This is a genomic window from Paenibacillus phytorum, from assembly GCF_013141715.1.
Classification (GTDB): Bacteria; Bacillota; Bacilli; order Paenibacillales; family NBRC-103111; genus Paenibacillus_E; species Paenibacillus_E phytorum.
Genome location: NZ_WHOA01000023.1, coordinates 85,687 through 101,811 on the forward strand (window position 1 = coordinate 85,687; position 16,125 = coordinate 101,811).

Genomic DNA, 16,125 nt, shown 5'->3' on the forward strand with positions numbered 1-16,125 from the left:
TGTAGTATGATAGGAAGGGACTTTTGGATAATTAGGAGGGGTTAGTTTGGATCAGTGGATTTCCTTTGCGCAGGATCGTTGGTACTTAATTGTAGCCGCTATTATTGTGCTTTTTATCGTGATCGGAATTGTGAAAACCGTGGTGAAATGGATTGTGGTCATCGCGATTGTTGGGGCTCTCGTCGTTTATGGAGCGAGTTATAAGGATAAAATAAAGGATATTGGGGCAAGCGTGGTCTCGCAAGTCGGCGATGAAATCAAAGATAAGGCTGTCAGTACGTTAACCTCGGAAGCCAAAGATGCACAATTTAAAGCGAATCCCGATGGTTCCTTCCTTATTACGACGAAGAGCTTAAAGGTGGAAGGTAAAGCAGGGACGGATGAAGTACAAGTCACCTTCCTTGGTAAAACGTTTAAGATGAACGCGAACGCAGCTGTTAATGCTTTCATCGAGCAAGCAAAGAAAAACGCTAAGCAGTAAGTAGATTATAAAAAATAGGATGGTGAGAAATCATGGCGGATATGACGTGGTTACAATCAACTTCGATAAATTTAATATCCATCGTGATCGTTCTCACATTTGTAGGCTCTGTCGTTCAAGGATTTTTCCGAGGAGGGTCAGGTTCAGCCAAACATCTTCTGTCTATGCTCGTGGAGGCGGTTATCGTCATTCTGTCCATGTTTATCGCGTGGAAAGGGGTCCAGTGGGTATCGCCTGTGATTCAAACCTGGTTGAAAGGGCAGAATTTGCAAATTCCATCCGTAGAGATAAGCATGCTTAAACAAATCTATTATACAGCCATGACGAGTATCCGCGATTTCCCGCTGCTGCGTTTCGGTGTATTGTTTTTACTTGGCTATATGATCGTGAAGCAATTGTTGAATCTGTTGGTTGATCCCTTGTTAGGAAGCTGGTTGGCTAATCGTGATCCTTACAGGGAGCGCAGCAATTCTTTTATTAGTTCAGTCTCTGGTGGAGCCATTGGTTCTGTCGCAGGAATCGCTAGGGCGCTCATTCTTATTGCCGTGCTTTTCATTTATGTAACGTTATTCCCGCACTCTTTGGTCACACCCTACATTGAATCCTCACAGTTGTATCAGAAAGGTGCCAAAGAAGTCATTTCACCTTTCACGGGTGACTTCATTGCCGACAAAGTGCCCGTGTTCACACGTGCTGTGGAACAGGAATTTACGAATATCCTTCAGCGTAAGTATGAAGTTCTAGACGCGAAAATTCCAGGCAATATTGCAGATGCGGCCAAAGAAGTAACCGTCAGTGGGAAGACGGATGAAGAGAAGGCCAAGCTGTTGTACAAATGGGTAGGCAGCCGCATCCAATATGATTGGGATAAGGTAACTCTTTATGAAGAGAAACGAATCTGGAAGGAACAGACGCCGGAGGATACCTTCAACACCAAGGAAGGGGTTTGTATAGACTACTCTAGGTTGTATGCACAGATGGCCAGATCCATCGGCCTTGATGTGAAAGTTGTGACGGGGCTAGGCTATGACGGGCAGGGCAGCTATGGTCCTCACGCTTGGAATGAGGTTTACCTGAAGGAGTCTGATCGCTGGGTTCCGCTAGATTCCACCTGGGTGGCAAGCGGGGGCAACTGGTTCAATCCGCCTAACTTTGATCAAACTCATATTAAGGACGCTTAATAAAGTATCAGCAAGAAGCCTTTCCTTTGGAGATCAAAGGAGGGCTTTTTTTTGTATAGTAGATAAGAAAGTATAAGTTTTATACTTTTGCTTCGCATCTACCTTGATAAACGCACTCGTCCCAGAAGGACGACAGAGTCGTTTATCCTTGAGGCGACAGATCTTTTAAGGGAAATCATGGATAGATCTGGCGGGTTTTCTCATATGGTGATTAAATGTGGTACACTAATAAGATAGGATTGTTTATAAGAATGAGGGAGATTGTATGCGGAAACCACTTCAGGAATATAAGATGATTTACTTAGATGCTGGGGACACTTTACTTACGATTCCAGCAGCCCAGACGATACTCAAACAGTATTTACAATTGCGATCTGTGGATCGTGATGAAGCTCATATTAGTGAACTATTTACGGAAGCTTTTCGTCTTTTTTATTATGTGAATAAGCAAGATAATTTCGTGGTTTGCAGTCCAGAGTCAGATCGTGAGTTCTGGGTCAATCTATATAAATATGTGCTTCATAAATTGGGCATTCACGAGGAGTGGACAGAGGAAGAGATTTATACCTGCTGCCACGAGCTCTACGACATTTACACGGCACCTGAGTATTATGAATTGTTTGATGATGTTAAGCCATTCTTAGATGGTTTGAAGGCACAGGGTTTTCGAATTGGGATTATCAGCAATTTTGCTCCTACCTTGAAAGCCATATTGGAGGATAAGGGAATTTTGCATGATTTCGACCCTGTCATTGTTTCAACAGAAGTGGGTCTAGAGAAACCAAATCCAGCAATTTTTCAGCTTGCCCTGGATAGGGCGGGGTTAGAGGCTAAGGATATTCTTTATATCGGTGACCATGAAACGAATGATATTTGGGCGCCAAATCAAGTCGGTATCGATGCAGTGCGAATTATCCGTTATTCCTATCATACAGGGGAGGGTATTCATTCCCTGCTTGAGTTGTTTCATGAACAAGCCATAGCGTAAGAAAGGATCTGAGAGGCGATGAAGTCATCCATTATGGATGATCCGAAGAAAAAAGAAATTACCAAAAAGCGGCACTTTTCGTTTCGGATCAATATATTTTTCTTTGTAACGTTTTTATTATTTTCTGTCTTAATCGTCCGTTTGGCTATCTTACAATTCGTTCAAGCCAAAGATCTTAAAGAGGCAGAGAATACAAATACGAATCAGACCACGAGTATCGCTCCCATTCGAGGCAATATCTACGACTCTACAAAATCTCCTCTGGCTTATACGATTCCTGTTCAGTCCTTGTTTTTCCGAGTTGAACCAGGTCAACAAGACAAGAAGGATGAAATTATTGCGCTTGCTAAGCGGTTAAAGGTTGATGTTTTTGACAAATATGCCAAACCGAATTCGATTAGCCCAACACCCGAAGAGATCGTTCTAGCGATGGATTTAGGTTACGATATCAATAAAAATAAGGTGAAAGATCCGAGTTACTATTGGGTTCCGCGACGGCTTAAGGCTGATTTATCCAAAGGAGAAATCGCCTATTTACTTGAGCATAGAGATGAATTTAAGTGGCTAGAAGTAACGGAGGAGAGTATCCGTACCTATGAGATGGATGATGATAATACGACGATTGCCACACATTTGGTTGGATATTTAAAATCATTTTCTACACAAACGGCCAAAGATATCTATGAAGATAGCCCAAATAGCAAAGAGTACCTGAACTCTGAAAATGTCGGATTTGATGGTATCGAACGCATGTATCAGGATGAGCTGCGCGGTAAAAACGGGAGCAGGAAATATCCAGTAAATGCGGCTATGAAAATTATTGGAAGAGCCGAAGTGACAGCGCCTATCAAAGGGAATAATCTATATCTTTCGATTAATAAAGATATTCAGAAGGCAACAGAGAGAATGCTGGAGAGTCATATTAAATATTTACGCAGCCCCACTCATGCCAATGATTTGTATATGAAAACTGGGATGAAGGCTTCTTCCGGTTTTGCCGTTGCGATGGAAGTGGATACAGGGCGCGTTGTCACAATGGCAAACTATCCGGATTACGATGCTAATGCTTGGACCGGAGGTATTTCGCCAAATATTTACAAGGAAATTGGTACGTATATTTCTAATGGATCCATCATGACAGCTAAATCCAAATATCCGGACGAAAAAGAAAATGCGAAGCATCCCTCTTCCATTGTTTTTATGGGTTCAACCATTAAGCCTTTGTCTGTATTAATAGGTCTTGAGGAGAAATTATTCGGCGCTTATGAGGACTATTACGATACAGGATCTTTTAGCTTTGGTAAGGGTGGCACCAGCACAATCTCGAACTCTGGTAAAGCTGCTTATGGACCGATTAATGCTTCGTCCGCTATTGAACACTCTTCTAACACGTATATGTCAGCAAAAGTGGGCATTCCCTTTTATTTGAAATATGGGGGAGAAACGCCAAAGGTCACAACGAAATGGGCAGAATACCTTGCGAAATTTGGCATGGGCGTGAAAACAGGAAGCGGTCTTCCAGGTGAATTCGCAGGTTCGAATGATTTTATTAAAAATGCCCAGAAAGACAGTTACCAATCAGCAATGGTCTATGCTTCATGGGGTCAAAATGAAAAAACGACTACCTTGCAGCTCGCTCAATATACAGCTACACTAGCCAGTCGTGGGAAACGTATGAAGCCTCTTTTCGTAGATGAAATTCGAGACTACCAAGGTGAATTAGTTAAAAAAGTTGAGCCAGAGGTTATTCAGGATTCTTCCTCTGAATTTTCTAAAGAAGATTGGAATGTCATCATTCATGGGATGAAAAGTGGCGCCGAGGGCATTGAGGAATTACCGTATAATGTAGCACGCAAAACAGGTACATCGACGCAAGCAGTATCGGGAGGCACGGTAGAAAACGCCGTATTTATCGCCTTTGCTCCCGTAGAGAATCCAAAACTTGCCGTTGCAGTTGTTGTACCTGAAGGTGGATTCGGACGTTATGGGGCATCCCCGATAGCAGCCAAAATCTTTGAGGCTTATGACGCGGCGAACGACGGTATTCTTACGAAGCTGGGCGGCGGGAAAAGGCCGTGGTAATTGATAAGAATTACAGGAAAAGCTTTATTCGAAATCGTCCCAACAGTGTGGATCAAATGGTATTGGAAGGTAATAAATAAAGGTGAATATAAAGGGGGATCTGCGGAAGCAGGTCCTTTTTCTGTTTTTGGGTTAGGGATCGTATGTTTAATATTCGCGGTTGAATGATGATGTAAAAAGTACTACAATTCTGCCTAAATCTCGCCTCTCTCCCTTCATTGTTGCATAACGTACAACAATTTGATCCTGAATAGGCCATTTCTCAGCAATGGGCTCGAAATGTTGTACAAACTACAACTTCAAGTTGCAAAATAGCCTTTGAGCGTGTGAATTGTTGTAGATAATACAACAATGGGGAACCACTATTGCTCATCTGCCCTCACGAAAGTTGAATGACTCTAAAATCGAATTTTGGAATTATAAATTCCAGTTGTGAATTAATTGACAGTTTATGTTCTACAACAATTCAGCCTTTTTATCGTCTTTAGAGTTACTTTTCAAACAGTATACAAGTACAGGAACCGTTTCCCATCCTTGATCATATCCTAGTGTAGGGGATAGGACATTTTCCAACCCAAAAGTTGCACAAGGCAAACTTTTATGCGTAGAGGAAAGGTGGAGGAATGTATGAAAAAAACCAGGTTATCAGCTTCATTAAAGCGACTTCTGATTTCCATCATTTTTCTATAGGATACAGCGCTTTCACGTACTTTCATCGCATTTCCAGTATGACGGACAGATATGGTATACTAATATATCGGTTGTCGAATAGAAAGATTGATGATGAATGGTACGGAGGAGTGAGTTTCACCATGTGTGGTATTACGGGTGTAATGTATTTTGAAGATAGAGAACCAACCACTGCAATGTTGCAGCAAATGACAGATGTTATTGTTCATCGGGGTCCGAACGATTCCGGTTTTTGGACGGATAATCGAATTGGTCTTGGCTTTCGCCGCTTGTCTGTTATTGACCTGAAAGAAGGACATCAGCCTTTGGCTAATGAGGATGATTCTGTGTGGATCATTTTCAACGGGGAAATTTATAATTATAAAGCCCTGCGCAGTATGCTGCAGGAGCGTGGGCATCAATTCCGCACGCAAAGTGATACGGAGGTTATCGTTCACCTCTATGAGGAGTATGGAGAGGAATGCGTCAAACACATGCGCGGCATGTTTGGCTTCGTTATCTGGGACAAGAAAAAGAAGCAGCTGTTCGGTGCGAGAGACCACTTCGGCATTAAGCCGTTTTACTATCATGTCAATGACCGTCAGTTCTTGTTCGGCTCCGAAATTAAGAGCTTGTTGGCTGCGGACGGCATGAACCGGTTGATCCATACGGACAGCTTGCTGAACTATCTGACCTTTCAATACGTGCCGGAGCCTAACACTATGTTCCATGGCATACATAAGCTTCCCCCAGGGCATACGGTCAAAATAACGTTCGACGGAGAAATGTCGATACATAAATATTGGGATCCTATGTTTGAGCCGGAGGAGCGCCCGTTTGACGAGTACGTGGAACAAATTCGTGAAACATTGAAGGATTCGGTCAAGCTCCACATGGTGAGTGATGTGGATCGCGGGTGCTTCTTGTCGAGCGGGATTGACTCGACGGCGATTGCTACACATATGCGGAATATCGAACCGATCCGCACGTTCTCCGTTGGCTTCGAAGGCGCCAACAATGAAACGCCGATTGCCGCCCAAACGGCTGCGACACTCGGCACAGAGCATTACGACAAAATCATCACGCAGGATGATTTCTTCGGCACGATGCCGAAGGCGATCTGGCACCAGGACGAGCCTGTCGCCGATCCTTCGGCCATTGCCCTTTATCACGTGGCGAAGCTTGCGCGCGAGCACGTGACGGTTGTTCTGTCCGGCGAAGGCGCGGACGAGCTGTTCGGCGGCTACCGCATTTATCGCGAGCCGCAATCATTGCGTCCGATCGACCAGCTGCCGCCATCGGTGAAGCGCATGCTGAACCGCTTTGCCCGGATGCTGCCAAGCAGTGTGAAGGGCCGCAACTACTTGCTGCGCGGCACTACACCGCTTGAGGAGCGTTTCCTCGGCAACGCCAAGATTTTCTCCGAGGATATGAAAGCGGAGGTACTGCGCCTTGATAGTGAGATGCTGCGCAACTATAAGAATCCAGTGCAAATTGCTGGCGATTATTACAGCAAGACGCAGCATCTTGATCCTGTGAGCCGGATGCAGTATATCGACATGAATCTATGGATGCCTGGCGATATTCTGATGAAGGCTGACAAGATGACGATGGCACACTCACTCGAGCTGCGTGTTCCTTTCCTCGATAAGGAACTGTTCGAAGTGGCACGCCGTATTCCAGCAAAGTACCGAATCGCGAATGGAACGACGAAGTACATTTTCCGCAAGGCCATGGAAGGTATCATCCCTGATCCTATCCTGAACCGTCCGAAGCTGGGCTTCCCGGTACCGCTGCGCGATTGGATGAAAGGTTCGATGGGCGATATGGTCCTTGAGCAAATTAAGTCCAGCGGGATTGAAGATTACATTGACATCAACGCTGTGGAGCGCATGCTGCATAAGCATCGTAATGGTCAGGGCGACTATGCTCGCCGCATTTGGACCATCTATATTTTTGCCCTCTGGCATGTGACATTTATGGAAGAACTGCCTAAGAAAGTGCTCGCTGCTTACTAGGTCTACTAATGACGTAGAGACAGGGGATGGGAAACGTGGGATCTTATAAATTACTTGCCCTCGATATGGATGGCACCTTGCTGGACGATGACAAAAAAATATCTGTTGAAAACCGAGAAGCGATTCAGGAAGCCACTAAAACGGGTAAGATCGTTATTATGTCTACAGGACGCGGAGCTGTAAGCGCCATGCCTTATATTCAGGAGCTAGGGCTTACCTCACCGCTTGTCGTGGTAAATGGGAGTGAAGTATGGGAGTCTCCGACTAAATTACTTAAGCGGACCCTGCTTCCTGCTGAGACGGTACTTAATTTACATAGTCTAGCTCTAACGTATGATTGTTGGTGGTGGGCTTATTCTGTAGAAGGTGTGTTCAATCGTGAGAGCGAAGCCATGGACATTGACAGGCAAGAATGGCTAAAGTTCGGTTATTTCACCGAAAATATGGAGAAACTTCAGCAAATCCGGGACATCGTAGAGGGATGGGGAACACTTGAAATAACGAATTCCCATCCATCTAATATTGAACTTAACCCACTAGGCATTAGTAAGGCTAGCGGCGTGGAGACTGTATGTCAGCTTCTAGGCATTAACATGTCCGAAGTCATTGCCATGGGGGATAGTGAGAACGACATCGCGATGATTCGTGAAGTAGGTCTTGGTGTAGCTATGGGTAATGCACAGGATGAAGTGAAGCGAATTGCCGATATTACGACCGTTACCAACAATGAACATGCCATAGCTAAAGTGATTCGCACTTATATGCTGGAGAAGTAGAAGTGATAAACCACTTAGATTGGAGGAGATGCAATCAATGATCACCTTAGGCTGGACATTAGTTATCCTTTTATTTGTAGTGGGTATGATTGGTGCTGTTTATCCGGTGCTACCCGGTGTGTTAGCGATTTATGGAGCTTTCTTCATCTATGGTTGGTTGATTAGCTTCGAACCGTTCGGCGTCTGGTTCTGGATTATCCAATCCTTGATTGTCATCATCATCATGGTGGCCGATTACGCAGTAGGTGCGCTAGGGGTAAAGAAGTTCGGAGGCTCTAAGGCAGCTATCATCGGAAGTACAATTGGTCTTATCATTGGACCTTTTGTTATTCCAGCTTTCGGCTTACTAATTGGCCCCTTCTTAGGCGCAGTGATTGGTGAAATCATCATCGGTACGTCGTGGAAAAAGGCGATAAGTGCCGGTGTTGGTTCTGTGCTCGGTTTCTTTGCAAGCAGTGCGGTGAAAATTGCGCTTCAGCTGGCGATGATTATTATCTTTTTAATCTGGGTTTTTTAATGGAATGAATACTGTAAGAGAGTAGGAACGGACTTGACGAAGGAAACCAAAGATTCTCTAGTAAAAGGGACGCTCATTCTCACCGTGGCCGCGCTAATAGCGCGGTTTCTCGGCGTTTTCCAGCGAATTCCGCTGGTGCATTTGCTTCATGAAGAAGGAATGGGCAGTTATTCCATTGCTTTTAATCTATATTCGATCTTACTTGTTGTAGCAACAGCAGGTATCCCCAGCGCACTAAGCAAAATGGTGTCCGAGAAATATGCGATCGGAAGACCCGCAGAAGCGCAGCGGATTTATCGCGCGGCAATATGGTTTGCCATCGTAGCTGGAGCCGTGATGACGGTACTACTTTATGTCTTTGCACCGATCTATGCCGAGCACATTTCGCATGGTGGACCGGATGCCACGCTAGCTACTCGCGCTATAGCGCCAGCCATGCTGTTCTTCCCGCTTATAGCCATCATGCGGGGCTATTTCCAAGGTAGACAAAACATGATGCCTAACGGGATTTCACAGGTTGTGGAACAAATATTTAGACTCGTAACCTCAATCGGACTGGCATTTATTTTATTGAACATCAGCTTAGGTTGGGGAGTTGCAGGCGCATCATTCGGAGGGGTTATGGGAGGGATTGCGGCACTTGCCGTTATGCTTTACTATGCCTTGAAGCTGAAGCGTAGAGATGCGCAGTCGAATATAGCGGCCGAACAGACAGCAGCGGGAAGCACGCAATCGCCACAAGCACATACGCCAGTTCGTTATAGTGAAATCTATCGCAGCTTATTGAAGCTGTCGATTCCGATCGTTATTTTCTCAGTGACGGTTACACTTGTGTATGCGATCGACACTTCTATCATTATCCCGCTCTTAGAAGGGACAATTGGCAGAAGCGAAGCGCTTGGGCTTGTTGGTATCATAGGAGGACGTGCCCAGTCCTTGGCGGGAATTCCGATTATTTTGGCCATCGCGCTTAGTCAATCCGTCGTTCCCATCATCTCAGCGGCCTACTCCCGCAAAGATATGAAACAGGTTGGTCACCATACAACTCGGGTGCTTCAACTCTCAATTCTTTCTGGGTTACCGGCCGTATTGGTAATTGCCATTGCTGCCCGTCCATTAGATTTCTTCATGTTCGGGCATGAGGATACCGCTTTCGGTATGAGTCATGGACCTCACATGATTTCACTGCTCACATTAGGAGCTATGTTTCAAATTGTGATGCAAACATCGGGCGCTGTCCTTATGGGCATGGGCCGAATGAAACCGCTGATGCTGCATGTTGCCGTTGGTATTGCGGTCAAGCTAGCTGGTAGCTTCTTACTTGCTCAGTGGTTTGGCATCTATGGAATCATCGGCTCAACGGGTCTTTGTTTTATTGTCATGTCTTGGCTCAATTTACGCTCACTTCGTAAAGAAGTCGACTTTACGATCCTCGGACGTCGTTTCATCGGATTACTGTTTTCAATCGTCGTCATAGTTATCCTTGGTTTAGGGGCAGAATGGCTCACACATACGTATGTGCATCCAACTAGCTTGTATCGATTAAATGAAGGAATAAATGCTGTACTTGTTTGTGGCTTCTCGGCTGCCTTGTATCCATTGATGCTGATGGTTACACGTGTTGTAACGAAGGACGATGTGAAAAACTTCCCATCGCCAGTACAAAAGCTAATCGGCAAAGTGAGTCGTCTTATCAAACGTTCCTAGCCAAGCTGAGTTAGCGAATCACTTTCTTAATCGCTTGGGCAGCTACAATACCTAACTCAATCTTGCTTAAACCAAAGTACACTTCTTTCGTTAAATCATAAGGAATCGGTACAGGAATGGAGTGCATATGCACCAATGGCTCCTTCACTTTCGTAAACCAATCACCGGGCTCTACGGGGGCCAAGCTCCTGTCAGGCCATACCGATGTAAGCTTAGGACTATAAAACGGCTGTGTTCCTTTCTTAAGGGCATAGCCATCCAGCCTCTCCTGATATTTCATATCGGGAGGGGTTTTTCTTATTTGTGCAAAAAGGTGAGGCCAGTAATCGGAACGTGATCCAGTGTGGGGAGTTGTGGCCGCAAATCTAAGCACGCCTTGAAGTACTTCAGGTGCTCCGTAAAGTATCGCATACAAGCTTTTTCCGAATTCGATGCGTTCTGTTAAGCTAGCGAAATTCTCAAGTATCAGTCCAGCCAGATGCGGCCCAGGTGCTTGTGTTTCGATCGATGCGGGAAAAAAGGGAAACCCGATTTGATTCAATTGCAGCCATGCTTGTGTTTTGAACAAAGGCGTATTCAACACGTTTTGCTGAATCTGTTTATTCTTTACTATTCGTTGTTCGATGTAGTTTTGCTCATTAACAATAAGTGCAATGGTTAGCGCGGCCGATTCTTGATACATCCAAAAGTCCTTCCAAACAGGGACCATCCAGGATGAGATGTTCATATGCGGTAGGAGATGAAACAAACTAATCTTTCGTCTCTTACTTTCGCCGTAAAGCAGTAGTTGAGGATAAGCATCTTGAAAAATAAGACCGTTCGCTCGTTCCAGAAAAGCAAATAGATGCTGGGCCAATTCATTGCTTATCAAATGTGGCAGCAGCTCCCCACGAAGATCGGTCATACACCAACCCCCGTTGCGTGAAACCATATGGGCAAGCAGTGCCCAGTGAAGCTCCGGATTAGCTTGATAACAAGACCAATACGCATTAGTTCGTGTCACATTATTTCGGTTTTCCCGCTGAGTGCGTTCCTTGATTTGATGCACAATCACCTTCTCATCAGTGGAGAGAGGAGAACTTACGACACCGCTTTGCTGCAGATCTAATTGATGTTTTAGACCCTTTTCCAGCCGTCCTATGAATGCTGTCGTGACAGGAATTTCCTCCAAAGGACCAACTATTTTAGCAGAGGAATGCAAAAGCAGCGATGCTTGCTGTTTGAACAGCTGTGCGACTGCGTTCGGCAGTCCTCTCATTTTGCTGAGAACGCCTTTAACGTTCTTACCTCTGGGTTTGACTGTTCCTCCCAACACCAAATACCTCCCCGACCTTCTCCGAATCCTTGCCTCTAGTGTTTGCTTATTCACTTACAGGTATGTGGAAACGCGGCCAATTATGGCTATGCTTTCCATCCTATTATTACCTAGAGGGATTAGGGGGATTACTCCTAAGAATGTAGTGGGAAGATGGTTTGCCAAGGAATTAATCGAGCGCAAAGAAAATTTAGAGGTAAGAAATGTAATGAATGAACAATATTTGATTTTATGGTCGTTCAGCAGCTTCGTTAGGGTAGATGGGTAATCGTGGTTACCAAGTTGTAATTTATACAACAAAACACACGCCAAAAGACTATTTTTCAAGTTTATGTTGCTGTTTATACAACATTTCGAACCCATTTGTTGCGAAATGGCCTTTATAGAGCCCAATTGTTGTACGTTATGCAACATTGAAGGGAGAGAGGCGGGATCTAGGCAGCAATTGTTGTACTTTCTACAACATCATTCAACCGAGAATAGGGATTCATTCATCCGACAACCTTAAGTAAGCATGTTTGACGATAGATCCTGGTTTAAGATACTTAATGTAGAACAAGATTGGATGAATGAATTGACGGTCTATTCCGGTTTGCTGTTGATATTCTGGTATTCCGGTAAATCCCCCAGATTCATAGCTTCAATATGCTTCTTTGTTTCAGTCGTCCCCAACTGGTACACAAGAAAATAAATATCCTTAAGCCGCTCATCATAAGCGCGATTTTTCATGTCCTGGTCTTTTTCCGGGAACGCCTCATACGGTGTGCTTGCCCGTCTCACCAATTGTTTATCTACCAGATTGATTTCCCGGAATTGTTCATCGAGCTGGAGAAGCTCAGCCTCATCGGCTTGGATCTCGAACTCATAATGGTCTCGAATGAGCAATTCACTGGCTGGCACGACTTCTTGCCTTCCGACGCTAACCCAGTATGTTGTTCTTGGCATGCTGTATCACTCCTTATCTCATCTTTATTTCTATATACCCTGAATCCGATGGCTAGAAACTTTAATAAATAGAAAAACCTTGCGAAGGTTAATCGCAAGGTCATCATAGAAATCACTCATCTGTCTTTTCCAAATTGGTTTGCTCTGTTCCGGGTTTGATCACACGTCCGGTTCGATGGAGCGCTTCACGCAGCAAATACTCGATATGACCGTTCACACTGCGGAATTCATCCTCCGCCCAACGCTCTAAAGCCTCATACAGCTTGGGATCAAGTCGGAGCGGGAAATTTTTCTTAGGAGCCATAACGGGGTCCCGTTAGTACAACGAACCGGTATTAATGACCGGACTCGCTGAGCGGTCCGATACAATCGCAACAAGAAGATTGTTAATCATGGCCGCTTTCCTCTCTTCATCCAGGTGGAGACCTTCGGATTCCAAACGAGCAATAGCCATCTGAACCATACCCACAGCGCCATCGACAATAATTTGGCGAGCGGATAAAATAGCAGAAGCTTGCTGGCGTTGAAGCATGGCACTGGCAATTTCAGTCGAATAAGCAAGGTGGGTCAGCCGGGATTCGATGACCTCTACACCTGCTACAGACAGACGCTGCTGCAGTTCAAGGCTAAGCTCAGCGGCAACTTCATCTGCATTGCCCCTAAGTGAGTAGCCTTCGCTTTCAAAACGGTCATAAGGATATTTGCTGGCGACATGACGCAGCGCTGTTTCACTTTGAATTTCAACGAACTTTTCGTAGCTGTCCACATCGAAGAGGGCCTTGTAGGTATCGACTACTTTAAACACGATGACGGCCGCAATCTCGATAGGGTTTCCTTCAATATCATTTACTTTGAGTTTCACACTGTTAAAATTGCGCACCCGCAATGAAATTTTCTTTCTGTTTGAAAAAGGGACAATGAGCCATAGGCCGCTCTTTCGAATTGTACCTAAGTAGCTGCCGAAGAAAGTGATGACAGAAGCTTCATTCGGATTAACAGCAGTGATCGTCGAGACGAATATCAGCCCCAGAATAATAAGGATGATGCCCGGCGCAATTCGTTCTTGCGTAAGAAGGAAAACACCAATCCCACCGCCGATAATAAATAACAATAAACCAAGAAAACCATTTAATGACCAAGCATTCGTTTCTTTCATTCCTGCAGCTCCCCTTAGAAGAATATCTTTTTGATATTTATATGATATCACTTTTTACTTTTATTGTAAATGTCTTTCAAACAGAACGCAGCCTATTTTTTAATCTTGACACAATTGTTAGGGCATGCTATAAGTTAATAAATTCTAAGCAGTGAGGTGCTCGTCATGATTAAAGTATCCAATGAACAAGCTTTTCAAGAACAAGTCTCGCAGCCTACGTTGACCATTGCTGTATTCAAAGCAAGTTGGTGCAAAGACTGCCATTATATCGAACCCTTCATGCCGGCAGTGGAAGAAGCTTATGCTGGGCGTATCACATTCATCGAGTTAGACCGCGACGAAGTACCTGATCTTTGTGAGCAGTTGAACATCCTTGGTATACCGAGCTTTATCGCCTTCCGTGGAGGCCAAGAACTGGTTCGTTTCGTCAGTAAACTACGCAAAACACGCGAAGAAATTGAGGAGTTCCTGGGTCGTGCTATCGAAGTGTCCGATGCGCTAAAGTCATAGGCACAAAAAAATCTCTCTTTTGAGTAAATGGGGTAAAGTTTGACCCCATTTTACCAAAGAGAGATTTTTTTAACCCAAGTATATATCTAGGATCGATACCCATACTCAGGGGTATAGGTGTTAGCATTCAACGATTTGTTATTGCGAAATGTTTCATAGGCTTTAGGATCGCGGGTCGAGTCAGATTCGACAAGGACAAGGATTTTACCATCCTTAACGTAATTGTCATAATCCTTGGCCTCGTTCTCGGGAATACCTAAGCCGATCAAACCACCGACAAGGCCGCCTGCACCCGCGCCAACGGCTGCGCCGGTCAAAGTCGCGACAATTGGTCCAGCTGCTATGATGGGGCCAATACCTGGAATGGCGAGTGCACCAATACCCAGCAGTAATCCCGTAACGCCACCCAATACACCGCCAGCAGCTGCGCCTGTTGCAAGTCCTTCTTCCGCTTTGGATTCAGTTTCATTCTCAATGTGACTTAAGCCTTCGTTATTCCGACCAATAACCGAGATATCATCTGCTCTGTAGCCTTCTGCTTTGAGTTGGTTAATCACGCGAATGGCTTCTTCTTCCGAATTGAATACTCCAATAATGTGCTTACCCATAGATAAAACCTCCTGCGATCGATTTTGGTTGAACCGCAATAATTTGGTGCTCATCTTTTATTTACCCTCGTCCAAAAAGTTGAAACATTGAATGCCTTATGAACTTCATGACGGCCTAACGCGTGGTTTCGGAGCTTTGTAACAATTGCGAATGGATTTGCCTACTTATTACAGCTATAATTGAAAGCGGAACAACATCATTCGACATGATTAACAGAAGTCACGACATAAAAGTAGGTGCAATCATGCAAAAATTGATTCAAAGATTAGCGAATCTTTCCGCCATTGGCATGTTTCTTATTCTTGCAATGGGTGCCTTAGTTACGAAGGCTGACGCAGGTAGAGGCTGCGGAGATGAGTGGCCCCTGTGTCATGGGAAATTCGTCCCGGCACATACGATTTCATCGCTTATTGAGTACAGCCATCGATTGGTTGTCGGCATTGTGACGTTAATCCTGGTTGCTACATTCATCCTTGTATTTCGTTATGTGAAACGTAGAGATGCCAAATTTTTCATCTCTGCTACGGTATTGATGACGCTCATTCAGGCAGCAATGGGTGCTATGGCTGTCGTATGGCCGCAATCTTCACTCGTCTTGGCATTACATTTTGGATTATCCTTATTGGCCTTTGCTTTTTCTTTGCTATTAGCCATTGTTTTTACGCCTTGGGGGCAATTCCAGCGTGATACGGCCATTCGCAGCAGTTTTAAAGCCCTTGTATGGATAACGACGATTTACAGCTATGTCGTTGTTTATCTGGGTGCATTCGTTCGTCACACGGTTTCATCAGGTGGATGTTCGGGTTGGCCTTTATGCAATGGGGAAGTAGTCCCTGAACTCAGCGGGGCAACGGGTATTGTCTTTACCCACCGTGTAGCGGCATTACTGCTTTTTATATGTATTTTGTTTCTTTACTTACAAGCCAAACGTTATTATCATGGCTCAGACAAGCTAAGATTTGGCAGCAAATGGGCGCTAATTTTAGTGTCTCTTCAAGTGATTAGCGGTGCCGTTGTGACCTGGTCAATGGGGAATGAAGTCGCTTATTTATTTACCGGCATGATTCACGCGGTTATTGTTTCTTGCATGTTTGGATTCTTATGTTACTTATGCGTACTTACGCTATATGACCGCAAAGCTTAATACCTGACGGACGAGCTCCTTGGAAGC

The 16,125-nt window shown here is 44.7% G+C and carries 16 protein-coding genes; 11 read left to right on the forward strand and 5 right to left on the reverse strand.

Going from position 1 to position 16,125, the window contains the following annotated elements:
* The first annotated feature begins 46 nt into the window (after nt 1-46).
* The 8 genes from GC098_RS03515 to GC098_RS03550 all read left to right on the forward strand — a co-directional run bounded on the left by GC098_RS03515 (nt 47) and on the right by GC098_RS03550 (nt 10,419).
* On the forward strand, nt 47-481 hold the full coding sequence (locus tag GC098_RS03515) for a hypothetical protein (RefSeq protein ID WP_171641008.1): 435 nt from the start codon (nt 47-49) through the stop codon (nt 479-481).
* A gap of 32 nt (nt 482-513) precedes the next feature.
* On the forward strand, nt 514-1,662 hold the full coding sequence (locus GC098_RS03520; protein WP_376773824.1) for a transglutaminase domain-containing protein: 1,149 nt from the start codon (nt 514-516) through the stop codon (nt 1,660-1,662).
* 265 nt (nt 1,663-1,927) lie between these two features.
* The gene (locus tag GC098_RS03525) at nt 1,928-2,650 is read left to right on the forward strand and encodes an HAD-IA family hydrolase (protein WP_171641010.1); all 723 of its coding nucleotides are present in this window, start codon (nt 1,928-1,930) and stop codon (nt 2,648-2,650) included.
* A gap of 18 nt (nt 2,651-2,668) precedes the next feature.
* Nucleotides 2,669-4,732 carry a peptidoglycan D,D-transpeptidase FtsI family protein gene (locus tag GC098_RS03530; RefSeq protein ID WP_171641012.1) on the forward strand — a complete coding sequence of 688 codons (2,064 nt, stop codon included), beginning with the start codon at nt 2,669-2,671 and terminating at the stop codon, nt 4,730-4,732.
* Between the two features lie 812 nt (nt 4,733-5,544).
* Complete coding sequence (gene asnB, locus GC098_RS03535) at nt 5,545-7,419, forward strand: asparagine synthase (glutamine-hydrolyzing) (RefSeq protein ID WP_171641201.1); 1,875 nt, start codon at nt 5,545-5,547, stop codon at nt 7,417-7,419.
* Between the two features lie 26 nt (nt 7,420-7,445).
* A complete protein-coding gene (locus GC098_RS03540; RefSeq protein ID WP_216625136.1) occupies nt 7,446-8,195 on the forward strand; it encodes a Cof-type HAD-IIB family hydrolase in 750 nt (249 codons plus the stop codon).
* A 37-nt stretch (nt 8,196-8,232) separates the two neighbouring features.
* Nucleotides 8,233-8,712, forward strand: a complete 480-nt coding sequence (locus tag GC098_RS03545) for a DUF456 domain-containing protein (protein WP_171641017.1) — start codon at nt 8,233-8,235, stop codon at nt 8,710-8,712.
* Between the two features lie 33 nt (nt 8,713-8,745).
* Nucleotides 8,746-10,419, forward strand: a complete 1,674-nt coding sequence (locus GC098_RS03550) for a putative polysaccharide biosynthesis protein (RefSeq protein WP_171641019.1) — start codon at nt 8,746-8,748, stop codon at nt 10,417-10,419.
* Nucleotides 10,420-10,429: 10 nt separating this feature from the next.
* Here GC098_RS03550 and GC098_RS03555 read toward each other — a convergent pair whose 3' ends face one another.
* Nucleotides 10,430-11,731, reverse strand: a complete 1,302-nt coding sequence (locus GC098_RS03555; RefSeq protein ID WP_171641021.1) for a DUF2515 family protein — start codon at nt 11,729-11,731, stop codon at nt 10,430-10,432.
* 91 nt (nt 11,732-11,822) lie between these two features.
* On the opposite strand from GC098_RS03555, the gene GC098_RS03560 reads away from it, so the two are divergent.
* Nucleotides 11,823-12,002: a hypothetical protein gene (locus tag GC098_RS03560; RefSeq protein WP_216625137.1), complete on the forward strand. Its 180-nt coding sequence runs from the start codon at nt 11,823-11,825 to the stop codon at nt 12,000-12,002.
* 314 nt (nt 12,003-12,316) lie between these two features.
* On the opposite strand, the gene GC098_RS03565 is transcribed toward GC098_RS03560, so the two are convergent.
* The 3 genes from GC098_RS03565 to GC098_RS03575 form a co-directional block, all read right to left on the reverse strand.
* A complete protein-coding gene (locus GC098_RS03565) occupies nt 12,317-12,679 on the reverse strand; it encodes a hypothetical protein (protein ID WP_171641025.1) in 363 nt (120 codons plus the stop codon).
* A gap of 112 nt (nt 12,680-12,791) precedes the next feature.
* Nucleotides 12,792-12,983 (reverse strand): type II toxin-antitoxin system antitoxin, encoded by a 192-nt coding sequence (locus GC098_RS03570; RefSeq protein ID WP_171641027.1) that lies wholly within the window; start codon nt 12,981-12,983, stop codon nt 12,792-12,794.
* Nucleotides 12,984-12,995: 12 nt separating this feature from the next.
* Nucleotides 12,996-13,835: an SPFH domain-containing protein gene (locus GC098_RS03575; RefSeq protein WP_171641029.1), complete on the reverse strand. Its 840-nt coding sequence runs from the start codon at nt 13,833-13,835 to the stop codon at nt 12,996-12,998.
* Between the two features lie 165 nt (nt 13,836-14,000).
* On the opposite strand from GC098_RS03575, the gene GC098_RS03580 reads away from it, so the two are divergent.
* Nucleotides 14,001-14,345, forward strand: a complete 345-nt coding sequence (locus tag GC098_RS03580; RefSeq protein WP_171641031.1) for a thioredoxin family protein — start codon at nt 14,001-14,003, stop codon at nt 14,343-14,345.
* A gap of 86 nt (nt 14,346-14,431) precedes the next feature.
* Here the strand turns inward: GC098_RS03580 and GC098_RS03585 are convergent, their stop codons facing one another.
* Complete coding sequence (locus GC098_RS03585; RefSeq protein ID WP_171641033.1) at nt 14,432-14,953, reverse strand: general stress protein; 522 nt, start codon at nt 14,951-14,953, stop codon at nt 14,432-14,434.
* 245 nt (nt 14,954-15,198) lie between these two features.
* Here GC098_RS03585 and GC098_RS03590 point away from each other — a divergent pair, with 245 nt between their 5' ends.
* Nucleotides 15,199-16,098 carry a COX15/CtaA family protein gene (locus GC098_RS03590; RefSeq protein ID WP_171641035.1) on the forward strand — a complete coding sequence of 300 codons (900 nt, stop codon included), beginning with the start codon at nt 15,199-15,201 and terminating at the stop codon, nt 16,096-16,098.
* The last annotated feature ends 27 nt before the right edge of the window (nt 16,099-16,125 follow it).

Excerpts from the sequence above, each read along its gene's own strand:
- GC098_RS03540 (WP_216625136.1), top strand. The coding sequence starts at position 7,446 with ATGGGAAACGTGGGATCTTATAAATTACTTGCCCTCGATATGGATGGC.
- GC098_RS03520 (WP_376773824.1), top strand. The coding sequence starts at position 514 with ATGGCGGATATGACGTGGTTACAATCAACTTCGATAAATTTAATATCC.
- GC098_RS03570 (WP_171641027.1), bottom strand. The coding sequence starts at position 12,983 with ATGGCTCCTAAGAAAAATTTCCCGCTCCGACTTGATCCCAAGCTGTAT.
- GC098_RS03525 (WP_171641010.1), top strand. The coding sequence starts at position 1,928 with ATGCGGAAACCACTTCAGGAATATAAGATGATTTACTTAGATGCTGGG.
- GC098_RS03565 (WP_171641025.1), bottom strand. The coding sequence starts at position 12,679 with ATGCCAAGAACAACATACTGGGTTAGCGTCGGAAGGCAAGAAGTCGTG.
- GC098_RS03585 (WP_171641033.1), bottom strand. The coding sequence starts at position 14,953 with ATGGGTAAGCACATTATTGGAGTATTCAATTCGGAAGAAGAAGCCATT.
- GC098_RS03530 (WP_171641012.1), top strand. The coding sequence starts at position 2,669 with ATGAAGTCATCCATTATGGATGATCCGAAGAAAAAAGAAATTACCAAA.
- GC098_RS03575 (WP_171641029.1), bottom strand. The coding sequence starts at position 13,835 with ATGAAAGAAACGAATGCTTGGTCATTAAATGGTTTTCTTGGTTTATTG.
- GC098_RS03545 (WP_171641017.1), top strand. The coding sequence starts at position 8,233 with ATGATCACCTTAGGCTGGACATTAGTTATCCTTTTATTTGTAGTGGGT.
- asnB (WP_171641201.1), top strand. The coding sequence starts at position 5,545 with ATGTGTGGTATTACGGGTGTAATGTATTTTGAAGATAGAGAACCAACC.
- GC098_RS03590 (WP_171641035.1), top strand. The coding sequence starts at position 15,199 with ATGCAAAAATTGATTCAAAGATTAGCGAATCTTTCCGCCATTGGCATG.
- GC098_RS03560 (WP_216625137.1), top strand. The coding sequence starts at position 11,823 with ATGCTTTCCATCCTATTATTACCTAGAGGGATTAGGGGGATTACTCCT.
- GC098_RS03580 (WP_171641031.1), top strand. The coding sequence starts at position 14,001 with ATGATTAAAGTATCCAATGAACAAGCTTTTCAAGAACAAGTCTCGCAG.